Genomic DNA, 24,794 nt, shown 5'->3' with positions numbered 1-24,794 from the left:
ACTAGCCTTCGGCCCCGGCTTCGGCGCCGGCGCCGGGCAGAACCTGGGTTGCGACCACCTCTTCGGCGGCCTTGCGGGCCTCCTTGAGGCGCTCGAGGGTGCGCTCGTCCACCACCTGGGTGCGGCGCACGAAGTCGGTGCCCGTGCCCGCGGGGATGAGCTTGCCGAGGATGACGTTCTCCTTGAGGCCGATGAGCTCGTCCTTCTTGCCCCAGATCGCCGCCTCGGTGAGCACGTGGGTGGTGTGCTGGAAGCTGGCCGCGGAGAGCCAGGAGCGGGTGTTGAGCGCGCTCTTGGTCACGCCCATGAGGAGCGGCTTCCAGCTCGCGGGCATCTTGCCCTCTTCCATCAGCGCTTCGTTGACGCGCTCCACCTCCCAGCGCTCCAGCACCTGCCCTTCGAGCAGCTTGGACTCGCCGGGGTCGGTGACCTCGACGTACTTGAGCATCTGGCGCACGATCACCTCGATGTGCTTGTCGTGCACCTTCACGCCCTGGGCGCGGTAGACGCGCTGGATCTCGCTCACCAGGTAGCGCTGCACCGCCTCGGGGCCCTGGGCCTCGAGCAACTGGTGCGGGTCCACCGCGCCGCGGGTGAGCGGGGTGCCGGCGGTGACGTGGTCGCCCGAACGCACGGTAAGGCGGGCGGCCTTGTCGATCTTGTACTCCTTCTTGAATTCACCGCTGACCACCCGCACCAGCAGCTTGTCGTCGGTCTCCTCGACCTCGACCTCGCCGTCGATCTCGGCGATGATCGCTTTGACCTTGGGCCGGCGCGCTTCGAAGAGCTCGATCACGCGCGGCAGACCCAGGGTGATGTCGGAGCCGGTGGCCACGCCGCCGGTGTGGAAGGTGCGCATCGTCAGCTGCGTGCCCGGCTCGCCGATCGACTCGGCCGCGACCACGCCCACGGTCTCGCCGATCGAGACCGGCTGGGCCATGGAGAGGTCGTAGCCGTAGCACTTGCGGCAGACGCCGTACTCGGTGCGGCAGGTGAGCGGGCTGTAGACCGGCACGGCCTCCAGCTCGCCGGCGCGCGCCGCGGCGACGAGGGCGTCCACGTCCTCGCGGCTGAGCATCTGGCCCTCGGCGAAGCTGCGGCCGCCGGCCTCGAAGTCGCGGGCGACGGTGCGGCCGTAGAGGGTCTGCTCGATCTCGCCCTCGCGGCGCAGGCTGCGCTCGCCGGTGGCCGAGGTCTGGAAGAGGGGCACCTCCATGAAGTCGGTGGTGCCGCAGTCCTCCTCGCGCACTACGATCTCGTGGGCCACGTCGACCAGCTTGCGGGTCAGGTAGCCCGAGTCGGCGGTGCGGAGCGCGGTGTCGGCCCCGCCCTTGCGGGCGCCGTGCGTGGAGATGAAGTACTCGAGCACGGTCAGCCCTTCGCGGAAGTTGGCCCGCACCGGGACCTCCATGATCTCGCCCGAAGGCTTGGCCATGAGGCCGCGCATCCCGCCGAGCTGGCGGATCTGGGTGCGGTTACCGCGGGCGCCCGACTGGGCCATCACGTAGAGCGGGTTGAAGGGGTACTTCTCCTCGAAGTTCTTGAAGAGCGCCTCGGTCACCTTCTCGGTCACGTCGGCCCAGAGCTTGATGATCTGGCGGCGGCGCTCCTCGTCGGTGAGCAGACCCTGCTTGTAGGCGTTCTCGATCTTGTCGAGGGCCTCGTCGGCCTCGCGCAGGTACTGCTCCTTCTCGGGCGGGATGATCACGTCGTCGATGCCGATCGTGATCCCCGAGGAGGTGGAGAAGTGGAAGCCCTCGGCCTTGAGCACGTCGAGCAGGCGCGCGGTCTTCTCGATGCCGAGCAGCAGGAAGGAGCGGTAGACGAGGTCGCGCAGCGAGTTCTTCTCCTGCGCCACGTCGTAGTTGAGCAGCTCCTCGGGCACTTCGGCCTCGGGGTCGCCGTCCTTGATGGCCTCGATGACCATGCGCACGAAGAGGGCGCGGCCGGGGCTGGTGACCCGGACCTCGTCGCCCACGCGGATGCTGACCACGTCTTGCAGGTCGATCAGGCCGTGCTGCACGGCGACGATGGCCTCGTCTACGCTGGCGAAGACGTACTTGTAGCGGCCGACGGTGGTCTCTTCGCCGGCGATCTTGATGGGGGCGTTCAGGGCGATCTCGCCCTTGTCGTAGGCCTCGATGGCCTCGACCGGGGTGGCGAACTCACGGCCCGCGCCCTTCTTCTCCCGACGCAGCTGGGTGATGTAGTAGAGGCCCAGGATGATGTCGCGGCTGGGCTTGGCGATCGGCTCGCCCGAGGCGGGGCTGAGGAGGTTGTGGGCGCTCAGCATCTGCACCCGGGCCTCGGCCTGGGCGTAGCTCGAAAGCGGCACGTGCACGGCCATCTGGTCGCCGTCGAAGTCGGCGTTGAAGGCCTCGCAGACGAGCGGGTGCAGCTGGATCGACTGGCCCTCGACGAGCACCGGCTGGAAGGCCTGGATGCCGAGACGGTGCAGCGTGGGGGCGCGGTTGAGGAGGACCACCTTGCCGTGGATCACCTCTTCCAGCGCGTCCCAGACCTCGTCCTTGATGTCGCGGTGGCGTTCCAGCATCCGCCGCGCCTGCTTGATGTTGGCGGCGATGCCCTTCTCCTCCATGCGGCGCAGCAGGAAGGGCTTGAAGAGCTCGAGCGCCATCCGCTTGGGCAGGCCCGTCTGGTGCAGCTTGAGCTGCGGCCCCACGACGATCACCGAGCGGCCCGAGTAGTCCACGCGCTTGCCCAGCAGGTTCTGGCGGAAGCGGCCCTGCTTGCCCGAGAGGATGTCGGTGAGCGAGCGCAGCGCCCGGTCGGAACCGGGGTTGGTGACGGGGCTGCCGCGGCGGCCGTTGTCGATGAGGGCGTCCACCGCCTCCTGGAGCATCCGCTTCTCGTTGCGGATGATCATCTCCGGCGCCCCCTGGCTCATCAGCTTCTTGAGGCGGTTGTTGCGGTTGATGAGGCGGCGGTAGAGGTCGTTGAGGTCGCTGGTGGCGAAGCGGCCGCCGTCGACCTGGACCATCGGGCGCAGGTCGGGCGGCAGCACCGGCACCGCCTCCAGCACCATCCACTCGGGGCGGTTGCCCGAGGCCTTGAAGGCGCGGACGATCTCCAGGCGCTTGCGGGCGCGGCTGCGCTTGTGGCGGCTGGGGCCCAGCATCTCCTCTTCCAGCTCGGCCTCGAGCTGGTCCAGGTCGAGCTCGCTGAGCAGCACCTGCACGGCCTCGGCGCCCATGCGCGCGTCGATGTCGTAGCTCTCGATGACGCGCACCACCTGGCGCACCAGGTCCACTTCGACGCGGCCGTAGATCTCGCTCGTTACCTTGCCGCCGTCGGCGAGCACGTCGCCCGGGGCGATGCGGTCGCCGGTGGTGACCTCGACGTCGTCCTCGAAGGGGTAGAGGCGGGCCTTCATCACCACGATCGAGGCGGGCTCGTGCAGGTGCACGATCCCGTCGGCCTCGGCGTGGACCTCCTCCTCGGGGTCGATGGCGCCCACCAGCTTGTCGCCCTTGAGCACCTCGGCGCCCTCGCCCACGAGGACGTGCATGTGGGGCTCGAGCCGGTAGTCCTGCACCCGGGCCCATTCCACGGTCATGGAGAGGTAGACGAGGTCGCCTTCTTCCTCGGCCTCGAGCTCAGTCACCTTGACCCCGCGGGGCAGGCGCACCGCCCCCGGCTCGGCCGCGGCGATGGGGTCGCCGGCGCTCACCAGCTCACCGTGCCCCACCTTGAGGGCGAAACCCACGGGCACCAGGTAGACGGCCACCACTTCGTCGCTCTCGGGGTCGCGCAGGCGCACCAACGCCCCCTCGTCCCACTCGAGCACCTCGGCCACGCCCGCGGCCTCGCTCTCGAAGACGAAGGGGTCGGCCAGTTCGGCGATGGGCTCGCCCGCCTCGTAGCGGTCGGCCTCGATCCAGGCCTCCCGCGGCAGCACCAGGTGGGCGCGCTCGCGCTCGACGTACTCCACCGAGATGCGGCGGGGGAAGCGGAAGAGCGCCACCCCGTCCATCTTGCTGACCACGCCCGGGGCCAGCTCCTGGCCCTTGGTCACGTAGTCGCCGTCCTTGATCAGGGCGTCGGTACCCAGGGGGATGGCGTAGGTCTCCTGACGGCCGAACTTGAGCTCGCGGTACTGCTCGTCGCTGAGGAGCTCGCCGCGCTTGATGGGCACGCCCTCGAGCATCGCCCCGCCGGGATCGATGACGATGTACTTGGCGAAGTAGAGCACCTGCTCCAGCTCGCCCGCCGTCAGGTCGAGCAGGGTGCCGATCTTGCTGGGCACGTCCTTGACGTACCAGATGTGGGCCGCCGGGGTGGCCAGCTCGATGTGGCCCATGCGGTAGCGGCGCACGATCGACTTGGTGACCTCGACGCCGCAGCGTTCGCAGACCTTGCCCTCGAAGCGCTGGCGCTTGTACTTGCCGCAGGCGCACTCGTAGTCCTTGACCGGACCGAAGATGCGCTCGTCGAAGAGGCCGTCGCGCTCGGGCTTGAGCGTGCGGTAGTTGATCGTCTCCGGCTTCTCGACCTCGCCGTACGACCAGGCGTGGATCTTCTCCGGGCTGGCCAGGGCGATCCGTACTTTCTTGAGTTCTCTCTTCATCAGCCCTCCCTAGCGGCGCGAGGCCAATCCTTCAAAGATGTCGATGACCCGCTCGTTCTCGTCGAGCGTCTCCACGTCGAGGCCCAGGGCCTGCAACTCCTTGACGAGCACCCGGAACGATTCGGGCACGCTCGGCGTGGGCACGTCCTGCCCCTTGACGATCGCCTCGTAGGCGGCGTTGCGGCCCTCGATGTCGTCGGACTTCAAGGTCAGCATCTCCTGCAGCGTGAAGGCGGCGCCGTAGGCCTCGAGCGCCCAGACCTCCATCTCGCCGAAGCGCTGGCCGCCGAACTGCGCCTTGCCGCCCAGCGGCTGCTGGGTGATGAGCGAGTAGGGGCCGGTGGAGCGGGCGTGCATCTTGTCCTCGACCATGTGGTAGAGCTTCATGATGTACTGGATGCCGATCACGATCGGGCCCTCGATGGGCTGTCCGGTGCGGCCGTCGTAGAGGACCGCCTTGCCCTGTTTGAACAGCGCCTTGAGCTGCTCGCGGGGCTCGAGATCCTCGGGCACCACGCCCATCTTGGCGGCGCGCGCCATCACCTCCAGCTCGCGCCGGTCCAGCCCCACGCCGTGTTTCTCGCGCTCGGCCCAGCGCTGCTCGAAGGCTTGGTCGAGGAGCTCCTTGATCTCCTCCTCGCTGGCGCCGTCGAAGACCGGGGTGATGAACTCCATGCCCAGCTCGTAGGCCGCGAGTCCCAGGTGGATCTCCAGGATCTGGCCCAGGTTCATGCGGCTGGGCACGCCCAGGGGGTTGAGGACGATGTCCACCGGGGTGCCGTCGGGCAGGTGGGGCATGTCCTCGGGGGGCAGGATCTTGGAGACCACGCCCTTGTTCCCGTGGCGGTTGGCCAGCTTGTCGCCCACCTGAAGCTTGCGCTTCTGGGCCACGTAGACGCGCACCACCTCGCGCACGCCCGGCTTGAGCTCGACGCCCGGGTCGCCGCGGCGCAGGCGCAGGGTGCGCACCACGATGCCGCCCTCGCCCGGGGGCACGCGCAGGCTGGTGTCCTTCACGTCGCGCGCCTTCTCCCCGAAGATCGAGCGCAAGAGCCGCTCTTCGGGGCTGGGCTCGGTCTCGCCCTTGAAGCTGGTGCGGCCCACCAGGATGTCGCCGGCCTTGACCTCGGCGCCCACGCGCACGATGCCGTCCTCGTCGAGGTCGCGCAGCGCCGCCTCGCCCAGGTTGGGGATGTCGCGGGTGATCTTCTCGGGGCCCAGCTTGGTGTCGCGGGCCTCGATCTCGTAGCGTTCGATGTGGATCGAGGTGTAGTGGTCGCGCCGCAGCAGGTTCTCGCTGATGATGATGGCGTCTTCGAAGTTGTAGCCGTCGAAGGGCATGATGGCCACGAGCACGTTCTGCCCCAGCGCCAGCCGGCCGTGGTCGGCCGCGGGCCCGTCGGCCAGCAGGTCGCCCTTCTTGATCTTGTCGCCCACGTTCACGCGCGGGCGCTGGTCGATCGTCGTGCCCTGGTTCGAGCGCACGAAGCGGCGCAGCTTGTACTCGCGCAGGTTCTTGTTCTTCTGCTCGATGACGATGGTGTCGCCGTCCACGTACTTGACCACGCCGTCGACGTCGGAGTAGACGCTGGTGAGCGAGTCGCGGATGACCCGGTCCTCGATCCCGGTGCCCACCGCGGGCGCCTCGGCCCGGATCACCGGAACCGCCTGGGCCTGCATGTTCGAACCCATCAGCGCGCGGTTGGCGTCGTCGTGCTCGAGGAAGGGGATCAGGTTGGTGTTGACCGAGAAGACCTGCTTGGGGCTCACGTCCATGAACTCGACCTCGGACGCGTCCACGATCTCGGGCTCACCCTTGCGGCGCGCGACCACCCGGTCGGTGGCGATGCGGCCGTTCTCGTCGACCGGGGTGTTGGCCTGGGCGATGGTGTACTTGTCCTCCTCGGTCGCGGTCATGTAGACCACGTCCTTGGGGTTCATGCTGACCACGCCCTTCTTGACCTTGCGGTAGGGGGTCATCACGAAGCCCAGGTCGTTGATCAGCCCGTAGGCGGCCAGCGAGTTGATGAGGCCGATGTTCGCGCCTTCCGGCGTCTCGATCGGGCAGATGCGGCCGTAGTGGGTGCGGTGCACGTCGCGCACGTCGAAGCCGGCGCGCTCGCGGGTGAGGCCTCCGGGGCCGAGCGCCGAGATGCGGCGCTTGTGGCGCATCTCGTCGAGGGGGTTGGTCTGCCCCTTGAACTGCGAAAGCTGGCTGCGTCCGAAGAACTCGCGGATGGCGGCGGCCAACGGACGGTTGTTGATCAGCTTGGCCGGCGTCGCCGCTTCGGGGTTGCCCATGATCATGCGCTCGCGCACCCCGCGGGCCATGCGCCCCAGGCCGATGCGGAACTGGTCGGCGAGCAGCTCGCCTACCGTGCGGATGCGACGGTTGCCGAGGTGGTCGATGTCGTCGGCCTCGTAACCCTCTTCGCCGCTGGAGAGCGCGAGCAGGTACTTGATCGTGGCCAGCAGGGCGTAGTCCTTGAACTCCCCGTCCTCGAAGCCCAGGATGGTGCGGCTGGGCAGCTTGATGCCCAGCTTCTCCTCCACCTTGTAGCGGCCCGGCTCGCCCAGGTCGTAGCGGCGGGGGTCGGCGAGCAGCGAGACGAGGTAGGAGGTCGCCTTGTCCTTCTTCGGCGGGTCGCCCGGGCGCAGGATGGTGAAGAGCCTGAGCAGCGCCTCGGACGGGCTCATTTCCAAAATCGACTCGTCCAAAACCCCCGTCAGCAGCTCCGGGAAGGCGCCGAGCTCTTTCTTGAGGCTGACGGCGTCGTGCCCCAGGACCCGGAGCAGCAGGATGACGGGGAACTTTCTCTTGTTGACGCGCATCAAGAGCGCGCCCGAGGAGTCGAACTCGAGGTCGATCCAGGGGCCGCGCTTGGGCAGCGGGATGACGGCAGCGACGAAACGGTCGGCGCGGTTCGGATCCGGGGTGAAGTAGACGCCCGGGGAGCGGTGGATCTGGCTGACGATGACGCGGTCGGCCCCGTTGATGATGAAGGAGCCGTCGTCGGTCATCAGCGGCAGGTCGCCGAGGAAGACCTCGTCCTCCTTGATGAGGCCGGAGTCGCGGTGGATCAGCTGCAGGCGGGCGTAGAGCGGCGCCTGGTACGTGAGGTCCTTTTCGCGGCAGTCGTCGGGCCCGAACTTGGGCTCGCCCAGACGGTACTCGAGGAAGTCGAGCACCAGACCGCCGCGCCCCTTCTCGCTCTCCTCGACCGGGAAGACCTCCTTGAAGGCGGCCTGCAGGCCGAAGTTTTCCCGCTTGCTCGGGGCCACTTCCAGCTGCAGGGCCTTGCGGAAGGAGTCCACCTGGATCTGGGTCAGCGGGGGGAGGGGGATGACTTCTTTGATGCTGCCGAACCGCTTTGTTTTCCTCATGCGCTCACCTCTGGCAGGGCCACAGCGCCCTCCCGTCGCCCGCACCCGCGGGTGCAGGGGCGAAAAGGCCGAATCGTGCTCGCTTGCTGGGCATCCGCTGCTGTCTTCATCTTACACGGAAGGGTGGGGAGCCCCGGATCCGGGCCCTTGCCCGGATCCGGCGTTCCCCTAAGTCGCACACCCGGTGGGACGGCTACCGGCGTAGGCGCGCCGCCAGCCGAGGCACGCTACTTCAGTTCGACGACGGCGCCGACTTCCTCGAGCTTCTTCTTGAGCTCCTCGGCCTCTTCCTTGGAGACGCCTTCCTTGATGGCGCCGCCCTTCTCGACGAGCTCCTTGGCCTCCTTGAGGCCCAGGCCGGTGATCGCGCGGACCTCCTTGATGACCTTGAGCTTCTGGCCGCCGGCCTCCTTGAGGACCACGTCGAACTCGGTCTTCTCCTCGGCCGCGCCGCCTTCGGCACCGCCGGCGGCGGCCACCGCGGCCACGGCCACGGGAGCGGCCGCTTCCACGCCCCACTCGTCCTTGATGCGGTCGATCAGCTGCTTGAGTTCGAGCACCGTCGCGCCGTTCAACTGCTCCATGATCGCGTCTACGTCCAAAGCCATCTTCATTCCTCCTTTAACGTGCGGCTACGCCGCTTCTTGTTTGCTTACGTACGCGTCCAGCAGGCCCACGAACTCGCGCTGCGCGCCCTCGAGCACGCCCACGAGTTCCGACATCGGCGCCTGCAGCACGCCCACCAGTTCCGCCCGCAGCTCGTCGAGCGTCGGCAGCTCGGCGATGGCCTTGACTTCCTCGGGCGCCAGCTTCTGGCCCTGCAGGAAGCCCGCCTTGATCTGCGGGATCTCCTTGGAGTTCTCCTTGGCGAACTGCACCAGGGCCTTGGCCACGGCCACCGGCTCGTCGTAGATCACCACCGCGCTGGGTCCCTTGAGCACCTCGTCCACCTCGGGCAGCTCTAGGTCGCGGACGGCGATCCGGATCAGGGTGTTCTTGGCCACGAAGATGCGGCCGCCGGCCTGGGTGACCTGGCGCCGCAGCTGGAACTCTTCGTTGGCGTCGAGACCCTGGTAGTTCACCAGGAAGAACGAGCCGTTCGTCTGCTGGAGCATCTCCTTGAGGCGTCCCAGCAGTTGCACGTTGCGTTCACTCGGCACGTTCTCCTCCTGCCTGTCAGGGGTGGGGGTCCCCCGAACCGGTTGCTTCGAAACGCTCCCCCTCGCGCCTCGGCGGGATGTTTAAGGCCTGCGGCCCCCCGCGGTCTTCAGCGTCCTGCTCTGGCGCGGACGAGTCCGCACCGGGGTGCCGAATAGTGAGTGTATACCCGAGCGGCCATTGGGAAAAGAGGTCTGGCTCACAATTGCCGCGGCCGCTCAGCTGTGCGGATCCACCTTGATCGAGGGACCCATGGTGGTGGTGAGGTAGACGCTCTTCAGGTAGGTGCCCTTGGCCCCTTCGGGCTTGGCCTGCTCGACGGCCTTGATGAAGGCGCGCACGTTGTCGGCGATCTTCTCGGGCTCGAAGCTGGCCTTGCCCACGGGGGCGTGCACCACGCCGGTCTTGTCGTTGCGGAACTCGATGCGGCCGGCCTTGATCTGCTTCACGATCTCGCCGATGTTGAAGCCCACGGTCCCCGCCTTGGGGTTGGGCAGCAGGCCGCGGGGACCCAGGATGCGGCCCAGCTTGGAGCCCACCGCACCCATCATGTCGGGCGTGGCCACGACGGCGTCGAAGTCCATCCAGCCGTCCAGGATCTTCTGCACCATCTCCTCGCCGCCCACGTAGTCGGCCCCGGCCTCTTCGGCCTCCTTGATCTTCTCGCCCTTGGCGATGGCCAGCACCCGCACCTGTTTTCCGGTGCCGTGGGGCAGCGCCACGGTGGAGCGGACGTTCTGGTCCGACTTGCGCGGGTCGATGCCCAGCTTGATGTGGGCCTCCACCGACTCGTCGAAGCGGGCCGAGGCCAGTTCCTTCACGGCCTTGGCCGCCTCGTCGATGGTGTAGACCTTGTTCGGGTCGATCTTCTCGAGGAGCGCGCGGTAACGCTTGCCGTGCTTAGGCATCGGGCATCCCCTCCACTTCCACGCCCATCGAGCGGGCGGAGCCGGCGATCTGGCGGGCGGCGGCCTCGAGCGAGCCGGCGTTGAGGTCCTTCATCTTCTGCTCGGCGATCTTCAGGCAGTCGTCCCAGGTGATCTTGCCCACCACCTCGCGGCTGGGGTTGGACGCGCCCTTGGTGATGCCCGCGGCCTTGCGGATCAGGTAGGAGGCCGGGGGCGTCTTGGTGATGAAGGTGAACGAGCGGTCGGCGTAGATGGTGATCTCCACCGGGACGATGGCGTCGCCCATGTTCGCCGTGGCCGCGTTGAAGGCCTTGCAAAACTCCATGATGTTGGCGCCGTGCTGGCCCAACGCCGGGCCGACGGGCGGGGCCGGGGTGGCCTTGCCCGCAGGCAGCTGCAACTTCACCAAACCGATGACCTTTTTCATGTTTCCTCCTCAGCTCCCCCGAAGTTCGGGGTACGAACGCTGCTTCAGGCGCGCACCACCTGGGAGAAGTCCAGCTCCACAGGCGTTTCGCGACCGAAGATCGAAACCAGGACCTTGACCTTGTTGCGCTCGGGGTTGATCTCGCTGACCACGCCGGTGAAGTCGGCGAAGGGTCCGCTGACCACCCGCACCACGTCGCCTTCCTTGAAGGTGACCTGGGGCTTGGGGCTTTCCTTGCGGCCCGCCAGCCCGCTCACCTCAAGGATGCGCTGCACCTCGTCGGGGGTGAGCGGGACCGGGCGGTACTTGCCGCCCTCGCTGGTGCCCACCACGCCGGTCACGCCCGGGGTGTTGCGCACCACCTCCCAGGCTTCGTTGGGGTCCTCGGGGTTGTCGCCCAGGTCCATCTGCACGAAGACGTAGCCCGGGAAGAGCTTGCGGTAGACCGTCTCCTTCTTGCCGCCTTCGCGGTGCTCGACGATCTCTTCGGTCGGGATCAGGACCTGGAAGATCTTGTCCTGCATGCCCAAGGCGCGGGCACGCTTTTCAAGGTTTTCCTTGACCTTGTCCTCGTAACCGACGTAGGTGTGGACCGCGTACCATTCGATGCTCATTGCAGGATTCTTTGCATGACCGCGCCGAAGGCCATATCGTAGATCCAGAAGATCGTCATCGAGAACAGCGTGAACAGCAGCACCGCCTCGGTCGACTGGATGATCTCGTCCCGGCTCGGCCAGCTGACCCGCGCCAGTTCGGCCCGGGCCTCGCGGAAGTAGGTGATGATCTTACCCATCGCTACGCCTTGACTTCCTTGTGCACGGTGTGCTTGCGGCACCAGGGGCAGTACTTCTTGATCTCCAGCTTGCCCGTGGTGTTGCGGCGGTTCTTTTCGGTCGCGTAGTTGCGCCGCTTGCACTCGGTGCACTCCAACAATACCTTAATGCGTACGTCGCTCGCCATCTCGGTCCTCTTCCTTTACGCGCGGCAGCGTAGGGGAGGTGCAGGCCTCCCCTACGCCACGGGCCGCGGTGTTACTCCAGAATCTTGGTCACGACCCCAGCGCCCACGGTGCGGCCGCCTTCGCGGATGGCGAAGCGGAGGCCTTCTTCCAGGGCGATGGGCTTGATGAGTTCGACGGAGAACTCGACGTTGTCGCCGGGCATGACCATCTCGACGCCCTCGGGGAGGGTGACGACGCCGGTGACGTCGGTGGTGCGGAAGTAGAACTGGGGGCGGTAGCCGGTGAAGAAGCCGGTGTGGCGGCCGCCCTCCTCCTTCTTGAGGATGTAGACCGAGGCCTCGAACTTGGTGTGGGGGGTGATGGAGCCGGGCTTGGCGATGACCTGGCCGCGCTCGATCTCGTCGCGGGCGACGCCGCGCAGGAGGGCGCCGACGTTGTCGCCGGCGATGGCCTCGTTGAGGATCTTGCGGTGCATCTCCAGGCCGGTGACGACGGTCTTGTGGGTGGGGCGCAGGCCGACGATCTCGACCTCCTCGCCCACGGTGATCTTGCCGCGCTCGACGCGGCCGGTGGCGACGGTGCCGCGGCCGGTGATGGTGAAGACGTCCTCGACGGGCATCAGGAAGGGCTTGTCGACGTCGCGCTCGGGGGTGGGGATGTACTCGTCGATGGCGTCGAGGAGCTCCCAGATCTTGTCCACCCACTCGTTCTCGCCGCGCTGGGTGTTGGGGTTGGCCTGGAGGGCCTCGAGGGCCTTGAGGGCGGAGCCGGCGATGACGGGGACGTCGTCACCGGGGAACTCGTAGTCGCTGAGGAGCTCGCGCACCTCCATCTCGACGAGCTCGAGGAGCTCGGGGTCGTCGACCATGTCGGTCTTGTTCATGAAGACGACGATGTAGGGCACGCCCACCTGACGGGCGAGCAGGATGTGCTCGCGGGTCTGGGGCATGGGGCCGTCGGCGGCGGAGACGACCAGGATGGCGCCGTCCATCTGGGCCGCGCCGGTGATCATGTTCTTGACGTAGTCGGCGTGGCCGGGGCAGTCGACGTGGGAGTAGTGGCGCTTCTCGGTCTCGTACTCCACGTGGGCGGTGTTGATGGTGATGCCGCGGGCCTTCTCCTCGGGGGCCTTGTCGATCTCCTCGTAGCTGGCCACCTCGACGTTGGGGTTGGCGGCGGCGGCGGCGAAGGTGATCGCCGCGGTGAGGGTGGTCTTGCCGTGGTCGACGTGACCGATGGTGCCCACGTTGACGTGGGGCTTGGTTCGTTCGAATACACCTTTGGCCATGGTTTCCTCCTTGCAGTCGGAACCGGCCCGTTTGCGCCGAAGCCCAAACGGGCGCGGTCCGAACCTCCTTTGGAGCTCGCGGCCGGACTTGAACCGGCGACCTCACCCTTACCAAGGGTGTGCTCTACCTGCTGAGCTACGCGAGCACGCCTGGAGCGGGAGACGGGACTCGAACCCGCGACCCTCGGCTTGGGAAGCCGATGCTCTACCAACTGAGCTACTCCCGCAGGTGGTGGGCAGGGCTGGATTCGAACCAGCGAAGGCATACGCCAACGGTTTTACAGACCGTCCCCTTTGGCCACTTGGGTACCTGCCCACGGACGTTTTCCTGGAGCCACCCAGGGGAGTCGAACCCCCAACCGCCCGATTACAAGTCGGGTGCTCTGCCAGTTGAGCTAGGGTGGCACCCTGGGCGCTCGAAAGCAGGGGATGGAACCCTGCCCGAGGGACTAGGCTATCATACCCCCAAAGGGGTGTCAAGCCGCGTGGGAGCGGGATTTTCTCGACCCAGAGCCGCCGTTCCGACCCCATCCTCGCCGACCCGACGGCGAGGGGCTGGCCCCGATCGCCCCGCACCGTAAAAGCAACGGCCGGGCCGCGCTTCGGTCGGGTCGCTCAACCGAACCTCCTCGAGAAGCGTTCGCTCAGCCTCCCCAAGAGCCGCTTTACGAGGCCCTTGCGAACCGGGGGCAGCGCCTCGGTGCGGGCGCGTACGGGCAGGGCCATGCCGAGCTGGCGCAGCTTGTGCAGGTAGAAGCGAACGTCGTCCAGTAGGATGCCCGCGCGCTCGGAAATCTCGCGCGCCGACGCGCCGGTGATGAGCAGCACCCGGGCGCGGTCAAGGAACTGGGCGATGCGCCGGTCCTCTACGGGCTCCAGGCGGACCAGGCGGAACAGGGTGTCGGGGTGGGCGAGGACGTCGCGGGCCTCGTTGAACTCGTCGTTGAAGGTCGCGGCCGCCACCAGCAGGCTCTGAATGGGCACGCCGACGACGACGGAAGGACCCCGGGGGCGAACCCCCGGGTGGAACTCGAACGCCCCCTTGCGCGCCTGCATCAGCCTGGCGACGGCGCTGCGCAGCTGCAGGGCGTCGACGGGCTTGCCCGCGACGTGCAGGCAGCAGAGGGTGCCTTTGCGGACGTACAGGGTGGCGGCGGGCTGCCCGGGAACGTTGAAGATCTCGAGCGCCCCCTCCTGCGTCGCCAGCAGCGGCAGCAGGTCGGCCAGCGAGATGTGTTCGAGGTTCCCAAAGACGGCCACGCGCTTTCCTCCGGGGCAGGTGCATTTTACAAGATTTCCGGTTGCGCGTGCGCCTGCGTTCATTTTGTTTAGGGTGGGGCGCTCCATGGCCGGCGCAGCCGTAAAAAAAGCAACCCCCTGGCTTCAGGGGGTTGCAGAGGCGGCCGGGCCTACGCCTGGGCGGCAGGCTGGGTCTTCTTCCGGCGCGCGCGGGCGCGCTTGGCGCGCTTGGCCCGGGCCTCGAGCTCGGCAAGTCCGCCCACCAGCGCCAGGTCCAGCGCCTGGTCGAGGTTCTCGACGAAGTGGAAGGTCATGTCGCGCTGCAGGTTGCGCGGGATGTCGCGCAGGTCGGGCTCGTTCTGCTTCGGCAGGATGACCTCGCGGATGCCTGCGCGGCGCGCGCCCAGCACCTTCTCGCGCACCCCGCCGATGGGCAGCACCCGGCCGGTCAGGGTGATCTCGCCGGTCATGGCCACGTCGTGGCGCACCGGCACCTCGGTGAGGGCGCTCACCAGGGCGCTACTGATGGCGATGCCGGCCGAGGGGCCCTCCTTGGGGATGGCGCCGGCGGGCACGTGGATGTGGATGTCGGACTTCTCGAACTTCTCGAGCTCGATCCCGAAGCGCTCGGCGTTCTTCTTGGCGTAGGTGAGCGCCGCCCGCGCCGACTCCTTCATCACGTCGCCCAGCTGGCCGGTGAGGATGAGCTGGCCCTTGCCGGGCATGATGCTCACCTCGACGAACATGATGTCGCCGCCGACCGGCGTGTAGTACATGCCGGTGGCCACGCCCACCTGGGGCTCGCGCGCCTCGGCCTCGGGGGTGTAGCGCGGCGGGCCCAGGTACTTCTCGAGGTCGCGCTCGGTGATGCGCACCCGCTTCTTGCCCTCCTCGAGGATGCGGCGGGCCGCCTTGCGCAGCAGGCTGCCGATCTCGCGTTCGAGGTTGCGCACCCCGGCCTCGCGGGTGTAGTGGGTGATGAGCCGCATCAGCGCCGCCTCGGTGATGTGGACCTGACCCTTGCTCAGGCCGTTTTCCTCGAGCTGCCGCGGCAGCAGGAAGCGGCGGGCGATCTCCAGCTTCTCCTGCTCGATGTAGGAGGTGAACTCGATCAGCTCCATGCGGTCCATTAGCGGCGCCGGAATGAGCTGCGGGAAGTTGGCCGTGCCAATGAAGAGGACCTCGGAGAGGTCGAAGGGCACGCCCAGGTAGTGGTCGGTGAACTCCTTGTTCTGGGCGGGGTCGAGCACCTCCAAAAGCGCCGCCGCCGGATCGCCCTGGAAGCTCTGCCCCATCTTGTCGACCTCGTCGAGGAGGAAGACGGGGTTCTTGCTGCCTGCCTGCCGCAGACCCTGGATGATCCGGCCGGGCATGGCGCCGATGTAGGTGCGCCGGTGGCCGCGGATGTCGGACTCGTCGCGCACGCCGCCAAGGCTGACGCGCACGTACTTGCGCCCCAGCGCCCGCGCGATGGACTTGGCGATCGAGGTCTTGCCCACGCCCGGAGGGCCGACGAAGAGCAGGATCGGGCCCTTGTTGACCTCCTCGGCCGGGATCTCGCCGCGCTTGGCCCGCTCGTAGCGGAGCTTGCGCACGGCCAGGTACTCGAGCACCCGGTCCTTGACCTTTTCCAGGCCGTAATGGTCCTCGTCGAGGATCTGCTTGGCGCGCTCGATGTCGAGGTTGTCCTCGGTGCGGGTGTTCCAGGGCAGGTTGACGATCCAGTCGAGGTAGGTGCGGATCACCGCCGCCTCCGCCGAGTCGGGGTGCATCCGCGCCAGGCGGCCGAGTTCGCGGTCCACCTCCTTGCGCACGTTCTCGGGCAGGTTCAGCTCCTCGATGCGCTGGCGCAGCTCCTCGACCTCCTCCTCGCCCTCCTCGCCGTGGAGCTCCTTCTGGATGACCTTCATCTGTTCGCGCAGGAAGTACTCGCGCTGGTTGCGGTCGATCTCCTCCTTGACCTGCTGCTGGATGCGGCGCTGGGTCTCGATCAGCTCGAGCTCGGCGTCGAGCAGCACCAGCACCCGGCGCAGGCGCTCGGCGACGTTGGCCATCTCGAGGATCTTCTGCTTGTCCTCGAGCTTGAAGTCCATGTGGAAGGCGATGTAGTCGGCGAGCTGGCTCGGGTCCTCCAGCTTCTGGATGTACTGGGCCACGTCGGGGCTCAGGTACTTGCCCTCCTTGAGGATGGCGGCGAAGCGCTCCTGCACCTCGCGGAAGAGGGCGCGCACCTCGACCTCGTCGCCAGGCACGTCCTGGATGGGCTCGACCTCGGCGGTCAGGTAACCCTCGGCGCCCTCGTAACGCCGCACGCGGGCGCGGGCGAAGGCCTGCACCAACATCTGCACCGAACCGTCGGGGTTCTTGCGCATGCGCAGGATGTTGGCGAGCGTGCCCACGCTGTACAGGTCGTCGGCCTCGGGCGACTCGACCTCCTTGTCGCGCTGGCTGACGATCAACACGACCCGCTCGCCGTTCAACGCGGCGTCGATGGCGCGCACCGAGACGGGGCGGCCCGCGTCGATGGGCATGACCATCGTCGGAAAGATGACGGAGCCGCGAACGGGGACGACGGGAACGCGTTCGGGAATCTGCATCTCGGACCTCCTTTCGTCCGTGGTTTCGCTGGTTTCTAGGTCCGCCCCTTGGGGGTCGGCCTGAAGGGTTGAAGGCTGTTCGTGTTCAAAATCGCTCATAAGTTTAGTCTACCCTTGTCAAATTTTACCGCAATTTTATTCTCAGGTCTAGTGATTTTCAATCGCGGTTGCAGGCCAGGAAGTCGTCCAGCCAGCGGGTGAAGGCCTGCGCCTGCATGGGGCGGGCGATTCCGAACCCCTGCACCCAGTCGCACTCCGTTCGCCGCAGCCACTCCAGCTGGCGCACGTCCTCGACGCCCTCGATGGTGATCTGCAGCCCCAGGTTGCCGCCCAGGGCGAAGATCGAACGCAGCACCGCCTCGGTGCGCGGGTTCTTGCCGATGTCGCGGGTGAAGGCGCGGTCGACCTTGAGGATGTCGACGGCGAGGTAGGCCAGGTAGGCGAGCGAGGAGTATCCGGTCCCGAAGTCGTCGACCGCGATCCGCACGCCGAGCTCGCGCAGGTGGGTGAGGGGGCCGCGGGTGTGCTCGACGTCGGCGATGATGCGCTCGGTAATCTCCAGCGTCAAGCGCTCTGGAGGGTAGGCGGTCGACTGCAGCAGCTCCTCGAGGCTGGCCGTGAAGGCGGGGTCGAGGATGCTCTCGGGCGAGACGTTGACCGAGAGCCGGGGCGCCGCCTCCCCCCAGCGCTCGAGCCATCGCAGCCCCTCGTCGAGAGCCATGCGCAGCACCCGGGCGTCGAGCTTGACCGCCAGGCCGTACTGCTCCGCCAGGGGCACGAACTCGGCCGGGGAGATCTGTTCGCCGGTGCGGGGGTCGCGCCAGCGCAACAGCGCCTCGGCGGCGACGACGTACCGCCCCTCGGGGTTGACGACGGGCTGGAAGTGCAGGTACAGCTCCCCGCCCTCTCCGTCCTCCATGGCCCTCCGCAACGCCTCGACGCGCGCCCGCCGCTCCGCGGCCTTTTCCTGCAGGCCCGCCTCGTACTCGTAGACCTCGCGCTTGCTCTCCTTGGCGACGGCCAGGGCCATGTCGGCCCGGCGCAGCAGGGTTTCGGCGTCGGAGCCGAAGGTGCGGAACCGCACCATGCCCGCGCGTGCCGAGAGCCGGATCCGGTGTTCGCCCAGCGGCGTGGAGGCGCTCAGGTGCTCGAGCGCCTGCTCCAGCAGGGCCCGCGGATCGTCGCCGACCAGCACGACCACGAACTCGTCGCCGCCCCAGCGCGCGGCCCATACCCCGACGGGCGCGAGCGCCTGGAGGCGCGAGCCCACATAGCGCAGCAGACGGTCGCCGGTCTCGTGACCCCAGGTGTCGTTGACCTCGCCGAAGTCCACCAGGTCGAGGAAGGCCACGGCCCCCGAGACCTCGGCGTTCGAGAGCAGGTACGACAGGTGCCGGTAGAGGGCGCGGCGGTTGGGCAGGCCGGTGAGGTCGTCGTGGTAGGCCTTGAACTCGAGGTCGTCCATCACCTTGCGGTAGCGGAGCACCTGACCCATCAGCTGGGCGACCTGCTGCACGAAGCGAACGGTGTTCTCGTCCATTCGCCGGGGATCCTTGAAGCCGATGCCGAGCACCCCGTAGGGCGCCCGGCGCCCCGGGATCGGTACGCTCAGGGTGCTGCGGATGCCCCATTCGAGCAGGCGCTCGGGCACCGGGAAGCGGCGCTCGTTGCGCAGGTCGTGCGCGACCACCACCTCGTTGAGCTTCTGGGTGAAGCCGGCCTGGGAACGGTCGAGTTCGAAGGTGGTTCCCACGGGGACCCGTTTCCCGGCGCGCACGACCATCCTGCGGTTCTCGGGATCGTGCTCCATGATGGAGACGTAGTCGGGCTCGAGGATGCGGTCGAGCACCTCGACCACCTTCTCGAAGAAGCGCTCGGGCTGGGTCGTCTCCCAGGCCTGGCTGCCCAGGTCGTAGAGCGCCCGCTGCCGCTCGGCGTTCATGCGCGACCACTGCTCGTGCCGGGCCTTCTCCTCCACGTCCATCAGGTAGCCCAGGTAGACCTCGGGGTCGCCTGCGGCCCTGCGTCCGTGCAGCGCGATCCAGTGGTACTCGCCCGACTCCAGACGGAAGCGCACGCGCGTCTGGTCGCCGCCCGCCTGGCGCAGCAGCGCGAAGTGGCGGCGGAAAAGGCCGCGGTCCTCCGGGTGCACCCGCTCGACGAGGTGCTCGGGGGTGTGCCCCAAGATTTCTTCCGCGTCCAGCCCCAGGACGTTGCGGGCGTTGGGCGAGAGGTAGCCGATGCGCTGCGTGGGCCCTTCGAGGCGGTAGAGCACCCAAGGACCCGAACGCAGCAGTTCGTCGAGGAAGACCGACGACTCCATCGTCGCCTGCTCGAGCTCCTTTTCGTGGGTGACGTCGGTCATTACCCCCAGGTAGTACCGCCGGCCGGGGGCCGCCTCGAACAGGGTCACGGTGTCGCGGATCCAGCGCCAGTCCCCGGCCTTGTGCCGCATGCGGTAGCTGATCTCGACCGAAGCTCCGGGGGCCAGCCGCGCCAGCGCCTGCATGACCTTGGCGCGGTCGTCGGGATGAAGGCTCGCGTACCAGGCGTCGGGACGCCCCACCCACTCGGCGGCGGTGTACCCCAGCATGGACTCGATGGCTCCGGCGGCGAAGAGGGTGGTGCCCTGCTCGTCGGCCAGGGCCTGATAGACGACGACCGGAAGCCTCCGGGAAAGGATCGCCCACTCGCCCGGGGTCAGGTGAAAGGGGGGCAGCAACCGCCTGCGGAAGCGCCACCAGAGGTTACGAACGAACTCGAAGCTCCTGCCCACCACACCTCCCATCCGAGCATGGCCGCACGGTGGATTTACGCCTATTGTAGCCCATAATTACGTTCACATCGTGCAGTTTCCAAACAATGTAACCCAAGGAACACGGTAGCGAACCCTTACACTAACCCAAATCTACCCCTGCTTCACGTCAGCAAAGGGTCAAATCCGTCGCCGGGCGCCGCGCCGGGGTGTGATATGCTACCTGCCGGCATGAACCGTCCCCTGAAAGTCTTTACCGGGAAGTCGAACCCTGCGCTCGCGCGCGAGATCGCCCACCACCTGGAACTGCCGCTGGGCCGCAGCAGCACCGAGAAGTTCGCGAACGACAACCTCTTCGTCCGCTTCGAGGAGTCGCTGCGCGAGGCCGACGTCTTCATCGTGCAATCGCTCACGCCCCCGGTGCAGGACCACCTCTTCGAACTGTTGATGATGATCGACGCCGCCAAGGGGGCGAGTGCGCACCGGGTGACCGCGGTGATCCCCTACTTCTCCTACGCCCGCAGCGACAAGAAGGACGAGCCGCGCATCTCGGTGGCCGCGCGGCTGGTGGCCGACCTGCTGCAGACCGCGGGCGCCGACCGGGTGCTCACCATGACGCTGCACTCGCCCCAGGTGCACGGCTTCTTCAAGGTGCCCATGGACCACCTCTCGGCCGAGATGGTGATCGCCAACCACTTCGTAACCCAGATCGAGGACCTGGAGCACGCCGTGGTGGTGGCCCCCGACGCCGGCGACATCAAGCGCGCCAGCGCGCTGGCGCGCAGGCTGGGCACGCCGCTCGCCTTCATCGACAAGCAGCGCCTCTCCGACACCGAGGTGGAGGCGCGCGGCCTGGTGGGCGACGTGAAGAGCAAGATCGCCCTGGTGATCGACGACGAGGTCTCGACCGCGGGCTCGCTCGTCAAGGCCGCCGAAACCGTGCTGGACGCCGGCGCGCGCGAGGTCTACGCCGCGGTGACCCACGGGGTCTACGTGGGCCCGGCGCTCGAGCGCATCGCGAAGAGCCCCATCAAGACGGTCGCCGCCACCGACACCTGCGCCCCGCCCGATCCCCTACCCGAAAAGCTGCGGGTGATGAAGGTGGCCCCGCTCTTCGCCGAGGCCATCGACCGCATCCACCGGGGCGAGTCCATCTCGGCGCTGTTCAACTAGCCATGGCCGTCAAGGAACGCCTCTACCTGGAAGGCGTGCCGCTCATCCTGGCCCTGCCCGAGCGGCCCCGGGGCTGGGTGCTGTTCCTGCACGGCGCGGGCGGCTCCAAGGAGCGCACCGCCCGCCTGGCCGCGCCCTTCCACGCCCGCGGCCTCGCCACCGTCCACCCCGACGCGCCGCTGCACGGCGAGCGGGCCGAGGACCGCTGGCGCTTCGACCCGAAAGACCGCGAAAACTACCTCGAGGGCGTGGTGCGGGCGATCGCCGCCCAGACCGCGGAGCTGCCCCGCCTGGCCGCGGCCCTGGCCGCGCGTTCCGAGCTCGCCGGCCTGCCGCTGCTGGCCGCGGGCGCGAGCATGGGCGGCTACGTCTGGCACGAGCTGATCTCGCGCGGGCTGCTGCGTCCGCAGGCGGCGGCGATCCTGATCTCCAGCGGCTTCCCGCTCGACGCCCCGCCCGACTTCGTAAAGGCCCACCCCGAGTGGGCCGAGGCCTACGAAAACCCGCCCGTCACCCGCGCCGCCGCCTACCCGCCCACGCCCATCCTGCACCTGCACGGCGCGCGCGACCCGGTGGTGCCGCCGACGCGGATGGAAGAGACGGTGGCCGCCCTGCGCGCCGCCTACAAGGAACGCGACGGACGCCTGGCCCGGATCGTCTTCGAGGGCGTGGGGCACGAGCTGCCCGAGGTCATGCTGGAGCAGGCCGCCGGGTGGCTGGCCTACTGGAGCCGCTGATGCTCTACCTGGGCACCTCGGGCTGGCCGAGCGAGGGCGACTGGGCGGGGCTCTCGCCCCGGCAGCGCCGCCGGCGCTACTTCGAGCGCTTCAACTCGATCGAGCTGACCCAGACCTACCGCCGCGTGCCCGACTGGGACGTGGTCGGCCGCTGGCGCGCCTACGCGCCGCGGGGCTTCGTCTACTCCTGGGTCGCGCCCCGCTACCTGACCTACCGCCCCGGCGGCGCGGAGCGCCGCGGCCTGCGCCGCTTCCTGCGCCGCCACAAACGGCTGGGCCGCGCCCGCGGCGGGGTGCGCTTCGCGGTGCCAACCGGTACCGACCCGGCGGCTTTCGGCGAGTGGCTGGCTCTGCTCGCGGAGCTCGAGCTCCCCGGCGACTACGCTTTCGAGGTCGAAGAGAAGCTCGGCGAGCTGCTGGAACCCTACGGCTGGACCGCGGTGAACCGGCCCGGCGCTTGGCAGTACACGCTCGACCGCCCGCCGCTGCCGAACCTACCCGGCTACGCCTACTTCAGCTCACTCGCCGCCGCCCTCCGCCACCAGCGCGAAGTAACGGCCGAGCGCGGCTAGCGCCGCCTGGGCGCTGGCCTCCTGGCGGGTGAGCGCGCCGCCGGTGAAGACGCCCATCGCCCCCAGCGCCCGTGCCTCGGGGCCGTAACGGGCCTCGATGAGCTCGCCCAGACTCTCCCCCGCCCTTAGCGCCGCCAGCCAGTCGGCCGGAAGCCGCACCCCGGGGCTGCGCCCAAGCGCGCTGCGCGCGCCGTCGTCCACCGCGGCCACGTTGACGACCCAGCCCCCTTCCAGGTCCACCCCGCCCTCGATGCCCACGCCCAGCGCGGCCCCCAGCGCCGCGCGCGCCGCCCGGGCGCGCGCCAGCGCCCCGGCCACGGTCTCGGCCTCGCTCAGGGGCTGGGCGGCCACGCCGCTCGGCACCTCCACCGGGCGCGGCTCGACGTCGAGCCCCAGGCGCTCGAGCGCCCACCGAAGAGCCAGCACCTTGACCGCGTTCGTGCTCCCCAGGGCGATTTCCACGCCCCCCAGTCTACCGGCCGGGCGCAGCGACAAGACCCCAGCGCATCACTCGGGGCCCGAACGGCTGGCTGGGCCAGGATATGGGGTGTGGGAAGTGGGAAGTGGGAAGTGGGAACACCGAGTTTCGTGTTCGTTATCCCGCCACCGAACTCCTTCATAGGCCATTCGAAAATATAACCGCCTTCCCCACCTCTCACCCCACCCCCTACCTCCTGCTTTTCCCATGTCCCCGGTGAAGGCGGCACAGCTGCCGGGACCCGGGAGCCTCCGGGACCCACGCCGCGCGAATGACCGAGATTTCATTGCCGAAAAGCAAGCCGGTAGGGGAGGGTTTCAAACCCTCCCATACCGTTACCGGACGTTCGAGCGAGGTTGGCGCGCATTCGCCGTAACCGACCGCAGTTACGTCGCTACGGGCGGACACGCAGTTCACCCCTACAGCACACCACGTACTACGTACTACGTACTACGTACTACGTACTACGTACTACGTACCACCTACACCCACCCACGCCCCCAGCACCTCGGCCACCTCCTCCGCCCGCTCGAGCGCCAGCGCCCGGGCGCGCACCTCGGCCGGGGCCGCGCTCAGGTAGGCCTTTAGGTGCCCGCGAAAGGCGCGCAGCGCCCAGACCTCGCCGCGGTCCGCGTACCACGCCAGGTGGAGGCTCAGGTGCTCCCGGGCCGCCGCGCGCCGCGCGGCGGCGTCCACCCGCTCGCGGCGCACCTCGGCGAAGAACCACGGCCGCCCCAGCGCGCCCCGCGCCACGGCCGCGCCCACCCCCAGGCCGCGGCGGGCGCGGTAGTCTTCCACGCTGCGCACGTCGCCCGTCCCCACCACGGGAATCCGCACCGCCCGCGCCACCTCGCGCACCGCGTCCCAGTCGGCCCGGCCCCCGTAGCGCTGCTGCGCCGTGCGCCCGTGCACGCGCAGCAGCGCCGCCCCGGCCTGCTCAAGCGCCCGGGCCACCTCCACCGCGTTCGCCCGCGAAAACCCGAGCCGCAGTTTCACGCTCACCGGCAGGCCGGTCGCTTCGCGCACTCCGGCCACCATGCGTGCCGCCCGCGCGGGGTCGTCCATCAGCGCCGCCCCCGCGCCCCGCGCCGTCACCTTGGGCATGGGGCAGCCCATGTTCAGGTCGATGGCGCGGGGGCCCACCCGCTCCCGTACCCGGGCCGCGGCCCGGGCGACCTCGCCCGGGTCCGCGCCCGCGAGCTGCACCACCCGCGAACGCTCCTCGGGGTGGAGCCGCAAGAGCCGCCACCCCTCCACCGACTCCTGCAGCAGCGAGCCCGCCATGACCATCTCCCCCACCGCCCACAGCGCCCCGAAGCGCTCGCTGACGAGCCGGAAGGGCGCGTCGGTGAGGCTGGCCATGGGGGCGAGCACCGCCCCGTCATCGTTTGGGGAGAGCGGCCATTCGCGCACCCGTCGATTCTACGGGCTGCGTTGACCTTTCGTTGAGGCCTCCGGCGTTATGCTTTGCGGGTATGCAGGAGGACTTGCACCATGCCGTTTAGCCGCCAAAACGCCCCGCACACCTTCCACGGCCTTCTCTTCGTCGCGCTATTTTCGCTCGCTGCCTTTCAGATCAGCGCCTGGCCTCCGGTCGCCGCACTGCGGCTCAGTCCGCTGATCGTCGGCATCGTCCTGGGCATGTTCTACGCAAACACCCTGCGGGGCCACCTGCCCGCAACCTGGGTGCCGGGCATCCAGTTCTCCGCCAAGACGCTGCTGCGCCTTGCCGTGGTGCTCTACGGTTTTCGCATTACCTTCCAGCAAATCGCCCAGGTGGGGGCTCCGGGCCTGATTGTGTCGACCTTCATGCTCGCCACCACCTTTCTGATCGGCGCCTTCGTGGGGGTGCGGCTGCTGCGTATGGACCGGGACACCACCCTGCTGACCGCTTCGGGTTCCTCGGTCTGCGGCGCGGCGGCGGTGCTGGCCACCGAGGCCACGCTCGACGCCAAACCCTACAAGAGCGCGGTGGCGGTGGGCACCGTCGTTCTTTTCGGCACCCTTTCGATGTTCCTCTACCCCCTGCTGTTTCGCGCCGGCGTGCTGCAGATGGACCCCGCCGCCTACGGGCTCTACGTCGGGGCCACGGTTCACGAGGTGGCGCAGGTCGTGGGCGCCGGCAGCGCGGTGAGCCCGGCCGCCACGGACAGCGCCGTCATCGTCAAGATGACCCGGGTGATGCTGCTGGTGCCGCTGCTGCTGATGCTGGGCGTGGCCGTGAGGAGCCGCGGCCGGGTGAAGGTGCCTTGGTTCGCGGTCTACTTCGTGGGCGTGGCGGCGTTCCACTCGCTGCACTGGCTGCCGGACGCCTGGGTGCGCGAGATCAACGTACTCGACACCTTCCTGCTCACCATGGCCATGACCGCGCTGGGCATGGAAACGGGACTGGACAAGTTCCGCCAGGCCGGCGCGAAGCCCTTGCTGCTGGCGGGCGCGATGTACGTCTGGCTGCTGGGCGGGGGCTACCTGCTGGTGCACTGGCTCGCGGGCCGCTTCACGATCTAGCGCCCCCTCGGGAAGGCTTCG

19 protein-coding genes and 4 tRNA genes are annotated in these 24,794 nt (G+C 68.5%); 4 read left to right on the top strand and 19 right to left on the bottom strand.

The annotated features are described in order from the left end of the window. Window position 1: 1 nt before the first annotated feature. From OCEPR_RS03155 to OCEPR_RS03075, 17 genes are all read right to left on the bottom strand, one after another. A complete protein-coding gene (locus OCEPR_RS03155) occupies window positions 2-4,588 on the bottom strand; it encodes a DNA-directed RNA polymerase subunit beta' (protein WP_013457254.1) in 4,587 nt (1,528 codons plus the stop codon). A gap of 9 nt (window positions 4,589-4,597) precedes the next feature. Beyond that, complete coding sequence (gene rpoB, locus OCEPR_RS03150; RefSeq protein WP_013457253.1) at window positions 4,598-7,972, bottom strand: DNA-directed RNA polymerase subunit beta; 3,375 nt, start codon at window positions 7,970-7,972, stop codon at window positions 4,598-4,600. 227 nt (window positions 7,973-8,199) lie between these two features. Beyond that, window positions 8,200-8,580, bottom strand: a complete 381-nt coding sequence (gene rplL / locus OCEPR_RS03145) for a 50S ribosomal protein L7/L12 (protein ID WP_013457252.1) — start codon at window positions 8,578-8,580, stop codon at window positions 8,200-8,202. Between the two features lie 24 nt (window positions 8,581-8,604). Further along, window positions 8,605-9,132: a 50S ribosomal protein L10 gene (rplJ, locus tag OCEPR_RS03140; RefSeq protein ID WP_013457251.1), complete on the bottom strand. Its 528-nt coding sequence runs from the start codon at window positions 9,130-9,132 to the stop codon at window positions 8,605-8,607. Window positions 9,133-9,348: 216 nt separating this feature from the next. Continuing rightward, window positions 9,349-10,038 (bottom strand): 50S ribosomal protein L1, encoded by a 690-nt coding sequence (gene rplA / locus OCEPR_RS03135; protein WP_013457250.1) that lies wholly within the window; start codon window positions 10,036-10,038, stop codon window positions 9,349-9,351. Next, window positions 10,031-10,465: a 50S ribosomal protein L11 gene (gene rplK / locus OCEPR_RS03130; RefSeq protein WP_013457249.1), complete on the bottom strand. Its 435-nt coding sequence runs from the start codon at window positions 10,463-10,465 to the stop codon at window positions 10,031-10,033. The genes rplA and rplK overlap by 8 nt, the downstream gene beginning before the upstream one ends. Window positions 10,466-10,509: 44 nt before the next feature. Next, window positions 10,510-11,079, bottom strand: coding sequence for a transcription termination/antitermination protein NusG (gene nusG / locus OCEPR_RS03125; protein WP_013457248.1), 570 nt, complete (start codon window positions 11,077-11,079; stop codon window positions 10,510-10,512). Further along, window positions 11,076-11,258, bottom strand: coding sequence for a preprotein translocase subunit SecE (secE, locus tag OCEPR_RS03120; RefSeq protein WP_013457247.1), 183 nt, complete (start codon window positions 11,256-11,258; stop codon window positions 11,076-11,078). The genes nusG and secE overlap by 4 nt, the downstream gene beginning before the upstream one ends. Window positions 11,259-11,260: 2 nt before the next feature. After that, window positions 11,261-11,425, bottom strand: a complete 165-nt coding sequence (rpmG, locus tag OCEPR_RS03115) for a 50S ribosomal protein L33 (protein ID WP_013457246.1) — start codon at window positions 11,423-11,425, stop codon at window positions 11,261-11,263. 71 nt (window positions 11,426-11,496) lie between these two features. Then, a complete protein-coding gene (gene tuf, locus OCEPR_RS03110; RefSeq protein WP_013457245.1) occupies window positions 11,497-12,714 on the bottom strand; it encodes an elongation factor Tu in 1,218 nt (405 codons plus the stop codon). 70 nt (window positions 12,715-12,784) lie between these two features. Further along, window positions 12,785-12,860: transfer RNA gene (locus OCEPR_RS03105), tRNA-Thr, on the bottom strand. Window positions 12,861-12,865: 5 nt separating this feature from the next. After that, window positions 12,866-12,941: transfer RNA gene (locus OCEPR_RS03100), tRNA-Gly, on the bottom strand. Between the two features lie 3 nt (window positions 12,942-12,944). Then, window positions 12,945-13,030, bottom strand: a tRNA-Tyr gene (locus OCEPR_RS03095). A 13-nt stretch (window positions 13,031-13,043) separates the two neighbouring features. Further along, a tRNA-Thr gene (locus OCEPR_RS03090) sits at window positions 13,044-13,119 on the bottom strand. Between the two features lie 210 nt (window positions 13,120-13,329). Beyond that, the gene (locus OCEPR_RS03085) at window positions 13,330-13,974 is read right to left on the bottom strand and encodes a DUF4388 domain-containing protein (protein WP_013457244.1); all 645 of its coding nucleotides are present in this window, start codon (window positions 13,972-13,974) and stop codon (window positions 13,330-13,332) included. Between the two features lie 149 nt (window positions 13,975-14,123). After that, window positions 14,124-16,550 (bottom strand): endopeptidase La, encoded by a 2,427-nt coding sequence (gene lon, locus OCEPR_RS03080; protein ID WP_013457243.1) that lies wholly within the window; start codon window positions 16,548-16,550, stop codon window positions 14,124-14,126. Between the two features lie 157 nt (window positions 16,551-16,707). After that, window positions 16,708-19,326 carry a sensor domain-containing protein gene (locus tag OCEPR_RS03075; RefSeq protein WP_013457242.1) on the bottom strand — a complete coding sequence of 873 codons (2,619 nt, stop codon included), beginning with the start codon at window positions 19,324-19,326 and terminating at the stop codon, window positions 16,708-16,710. A gap of 210 nt (window positions 19,327-19,536) precedes the next feature. Here OCEPR_RS03075 and OCEPR_RS03070 point away from each other — a divergent pair, with 210 nt between their 5' ends. The 3 genes from OCEPR_RS03070 to OCEPR_RS03060 are packed head-to-tail and all read left to right on the top strand — an operon-like array spanning window position 19,537 to window position 21,787. Next, on the top strand, window positions 19,537-20,478 hold the full coding sequence (locus OCEPR_RS03070; protein WP_013457241.1) for a ribose-phosphate diphosphokinase: 942 nt from the start codon (window positions 19,537-19,539) through the stop codon (window positions 20,476-20,478). Between the two features lie 2 nt (window positions 20,479-20,480). Beyond that, window positions 20,481-21,215 (top strand): alpha/beta hydrolase, encoded by a 735-nt coding sequence (locus tag OCEPR_RS03065; protein WP_013457240.1) that lies wholly within the window; start codon window positions 20,481-20,483, stop codon window positions 21,213-21,215. Beyond that, the gene (locus tag OCEPR_RS03060; RefSeq protein WP_049773483.1) at window positions 21,191-21,787 is read left to right on the top strand and encodes a DUF72 domain-containing protein; all 597 of its coding nucleotides are present in this window, start codon (window positions 21,191-21,193) and stop codon (window positions 21,785-21,787) included. Before OCEPR_RS03065 ends, OCEPR_RS03060 begins: the two co-directional genes overlap by 25 nt. Here the strand turns inward: OCEPR_RS03060 and OCEPR_RS03055 are convergent. Both OCEPR_RS03055 and OCEPR_RS03050 read right to left on the bottom strand, forming a co-directional pair. After that, window positions 21,734-22,249 (bottom strand): inosine/xanthosine triphosphatase, encoded by a 516-nt coding sequence (locus tag OCEPR_RS03055; protein WP_013457238.1) that lies wholly within the window; start codon window positions 22,247-22,249, stop codon window positions 21,734-21,736. The two genes, OCEPR_RS03060 and OCEPR_RS03055, sit on opposite strands and share 54 nt — an antisense overlap. Before the next feature lie 487 nt (window positions 22,250-22,736). Further along, window positions 22,737-23,678 carry a tRNA dihydrouridine synthase gene (locus OCEPR_RS03050; RefSeq protein ID WP_013457237.1) on the bottom strand — a complete coding sequence of 314 codons (942 nt, stop codon included), beginning with the start codon at window positions 23,676-23,678 and terminating at the stop codon, window positions 22,737-22,739. Between the two features lie 81 nt (window positions 23,679-23,759). Between OCEPR_RS03050 and OCEPR_RS03045 the strand changes: the two genes are divergently transcribed. Next, on the top strand, window positions 23,760-24,773 hold the full coding sequence (locus OCEPR_RS03045; RefSeq protein ID WP_013457236.1) for a YeiH family protein: 1,014 nt from the start codon (window positions 23,760-23,762) through the stop codon (window positions 24,771-24,773). Window positions 24,774-24,794 lie beyond the last annotated feature (21 nt).

Source organism: Oceanithermus profundus DSM 14977 (assembly GCF_000183745.1).
In the GTDB taxonomy this organism is placed as follows: Bacteria; Deinococcota; Deinococci; order Deinococcales; family Marinithermaceae; genus Oceanithermus; species Oceanithermus profundus.
This window is presented reverse-complemented; position numbering and strand designations above follow the sequence as displayed.

Excerpts from the sequence above, each read along its gene's own strand:
- nusG (WP_013457248.1), bottom strand. The coding sequence starts at position 11,079 with ATGAGCATCGAATGGTACGCGGTCCACACCTACGTCGGTTACGAGGAC.
- tuf (WP_013457245.1), bottom strand. The coding sequence starts at position 12,714 with ATGGCCAAAGGTGTATTCGAACGAACCAAGCCCCACGTCAACGTGGGC.
- OCEPR_RS03155 (WP_013457254.1), bottom strand. The coding sequence starts at position 4,588 with ATGAAGAGAGAACTCAAGAAAGTACGGATCGCCCTGGCCAGCCCGGAG.
- OCEPR_RS03045 (WP_013457236.1), top strand. The coding sequence starts at position 23,760 with ATGCCGTTTAGCCGCCAAAACGCCCCGCACACCTTCCACGGCCTTCTC.
- rplK (WP_013457249.1), bottom strand. The coding sequence starts at position 10,465 with ATGAAAAAGGTCATCGGTTTGGTGAAGTTGCAGCTGCCTGCGGGCAAG.
- lon (WP_013457243.1), bottom strand. The coding sequence starts at position 16,550 with ATGCAGATTCCCGAACGCGTTCCCGTCGTCCCCGTTCGCGGCTCCGTC.
- OCEPR_RS03070 (WP_013457241.1), top strand. The coding sequence starts at position 19,537 with ATGAACCGTCCCCTGAAAGTCTTTACCGGGAAGTCGAACCCTGCGCTC.
- rplA (WP_013457250.1), bottom strand. The coding sequence starts at position 10,038 with ATGCCTAAGCACGGCAAGCGTTACCGCGCGCTCCTCGAGAAGATCGAC.
- secE (WP_013457247.1), bottom strand. The coding sequence starts at position 11,258 with ATGGGTAAGATCATCACCTACTTCCGCGAGGCCCGGGCCGAACTGGCG.
- rpmG (WP_013457246.1), bottom strand. The coding sequence starts at position 11,425 with ATGGCGAGCGACGTACGCATTAAGGTATTGTTGGAGTGCACCGAGTGC.
- rpoB (WP_013457253.1), bottom strand. The coding sequence starts at position 7,972 with ATGAGGAAAACAAAGCGGTTCGGCAGCATCAAAGAAGTCATCCCCCTC.
- rplL (WP_013457252.1), bottom strand. The coding sequence starts at position 8,580 with ATGGCTTTGGACGTAGACGCGATCATGGAGCAGTTGAACGGCGCGACG.
- OCEPR_RS03065 (WP_013457240.1), top strand. The coding sequence starts at position 20,481 with ATGGCCGTCAAGGAACGCCTCTACCTGGAAGGCGTGCCGCTCATCCTG.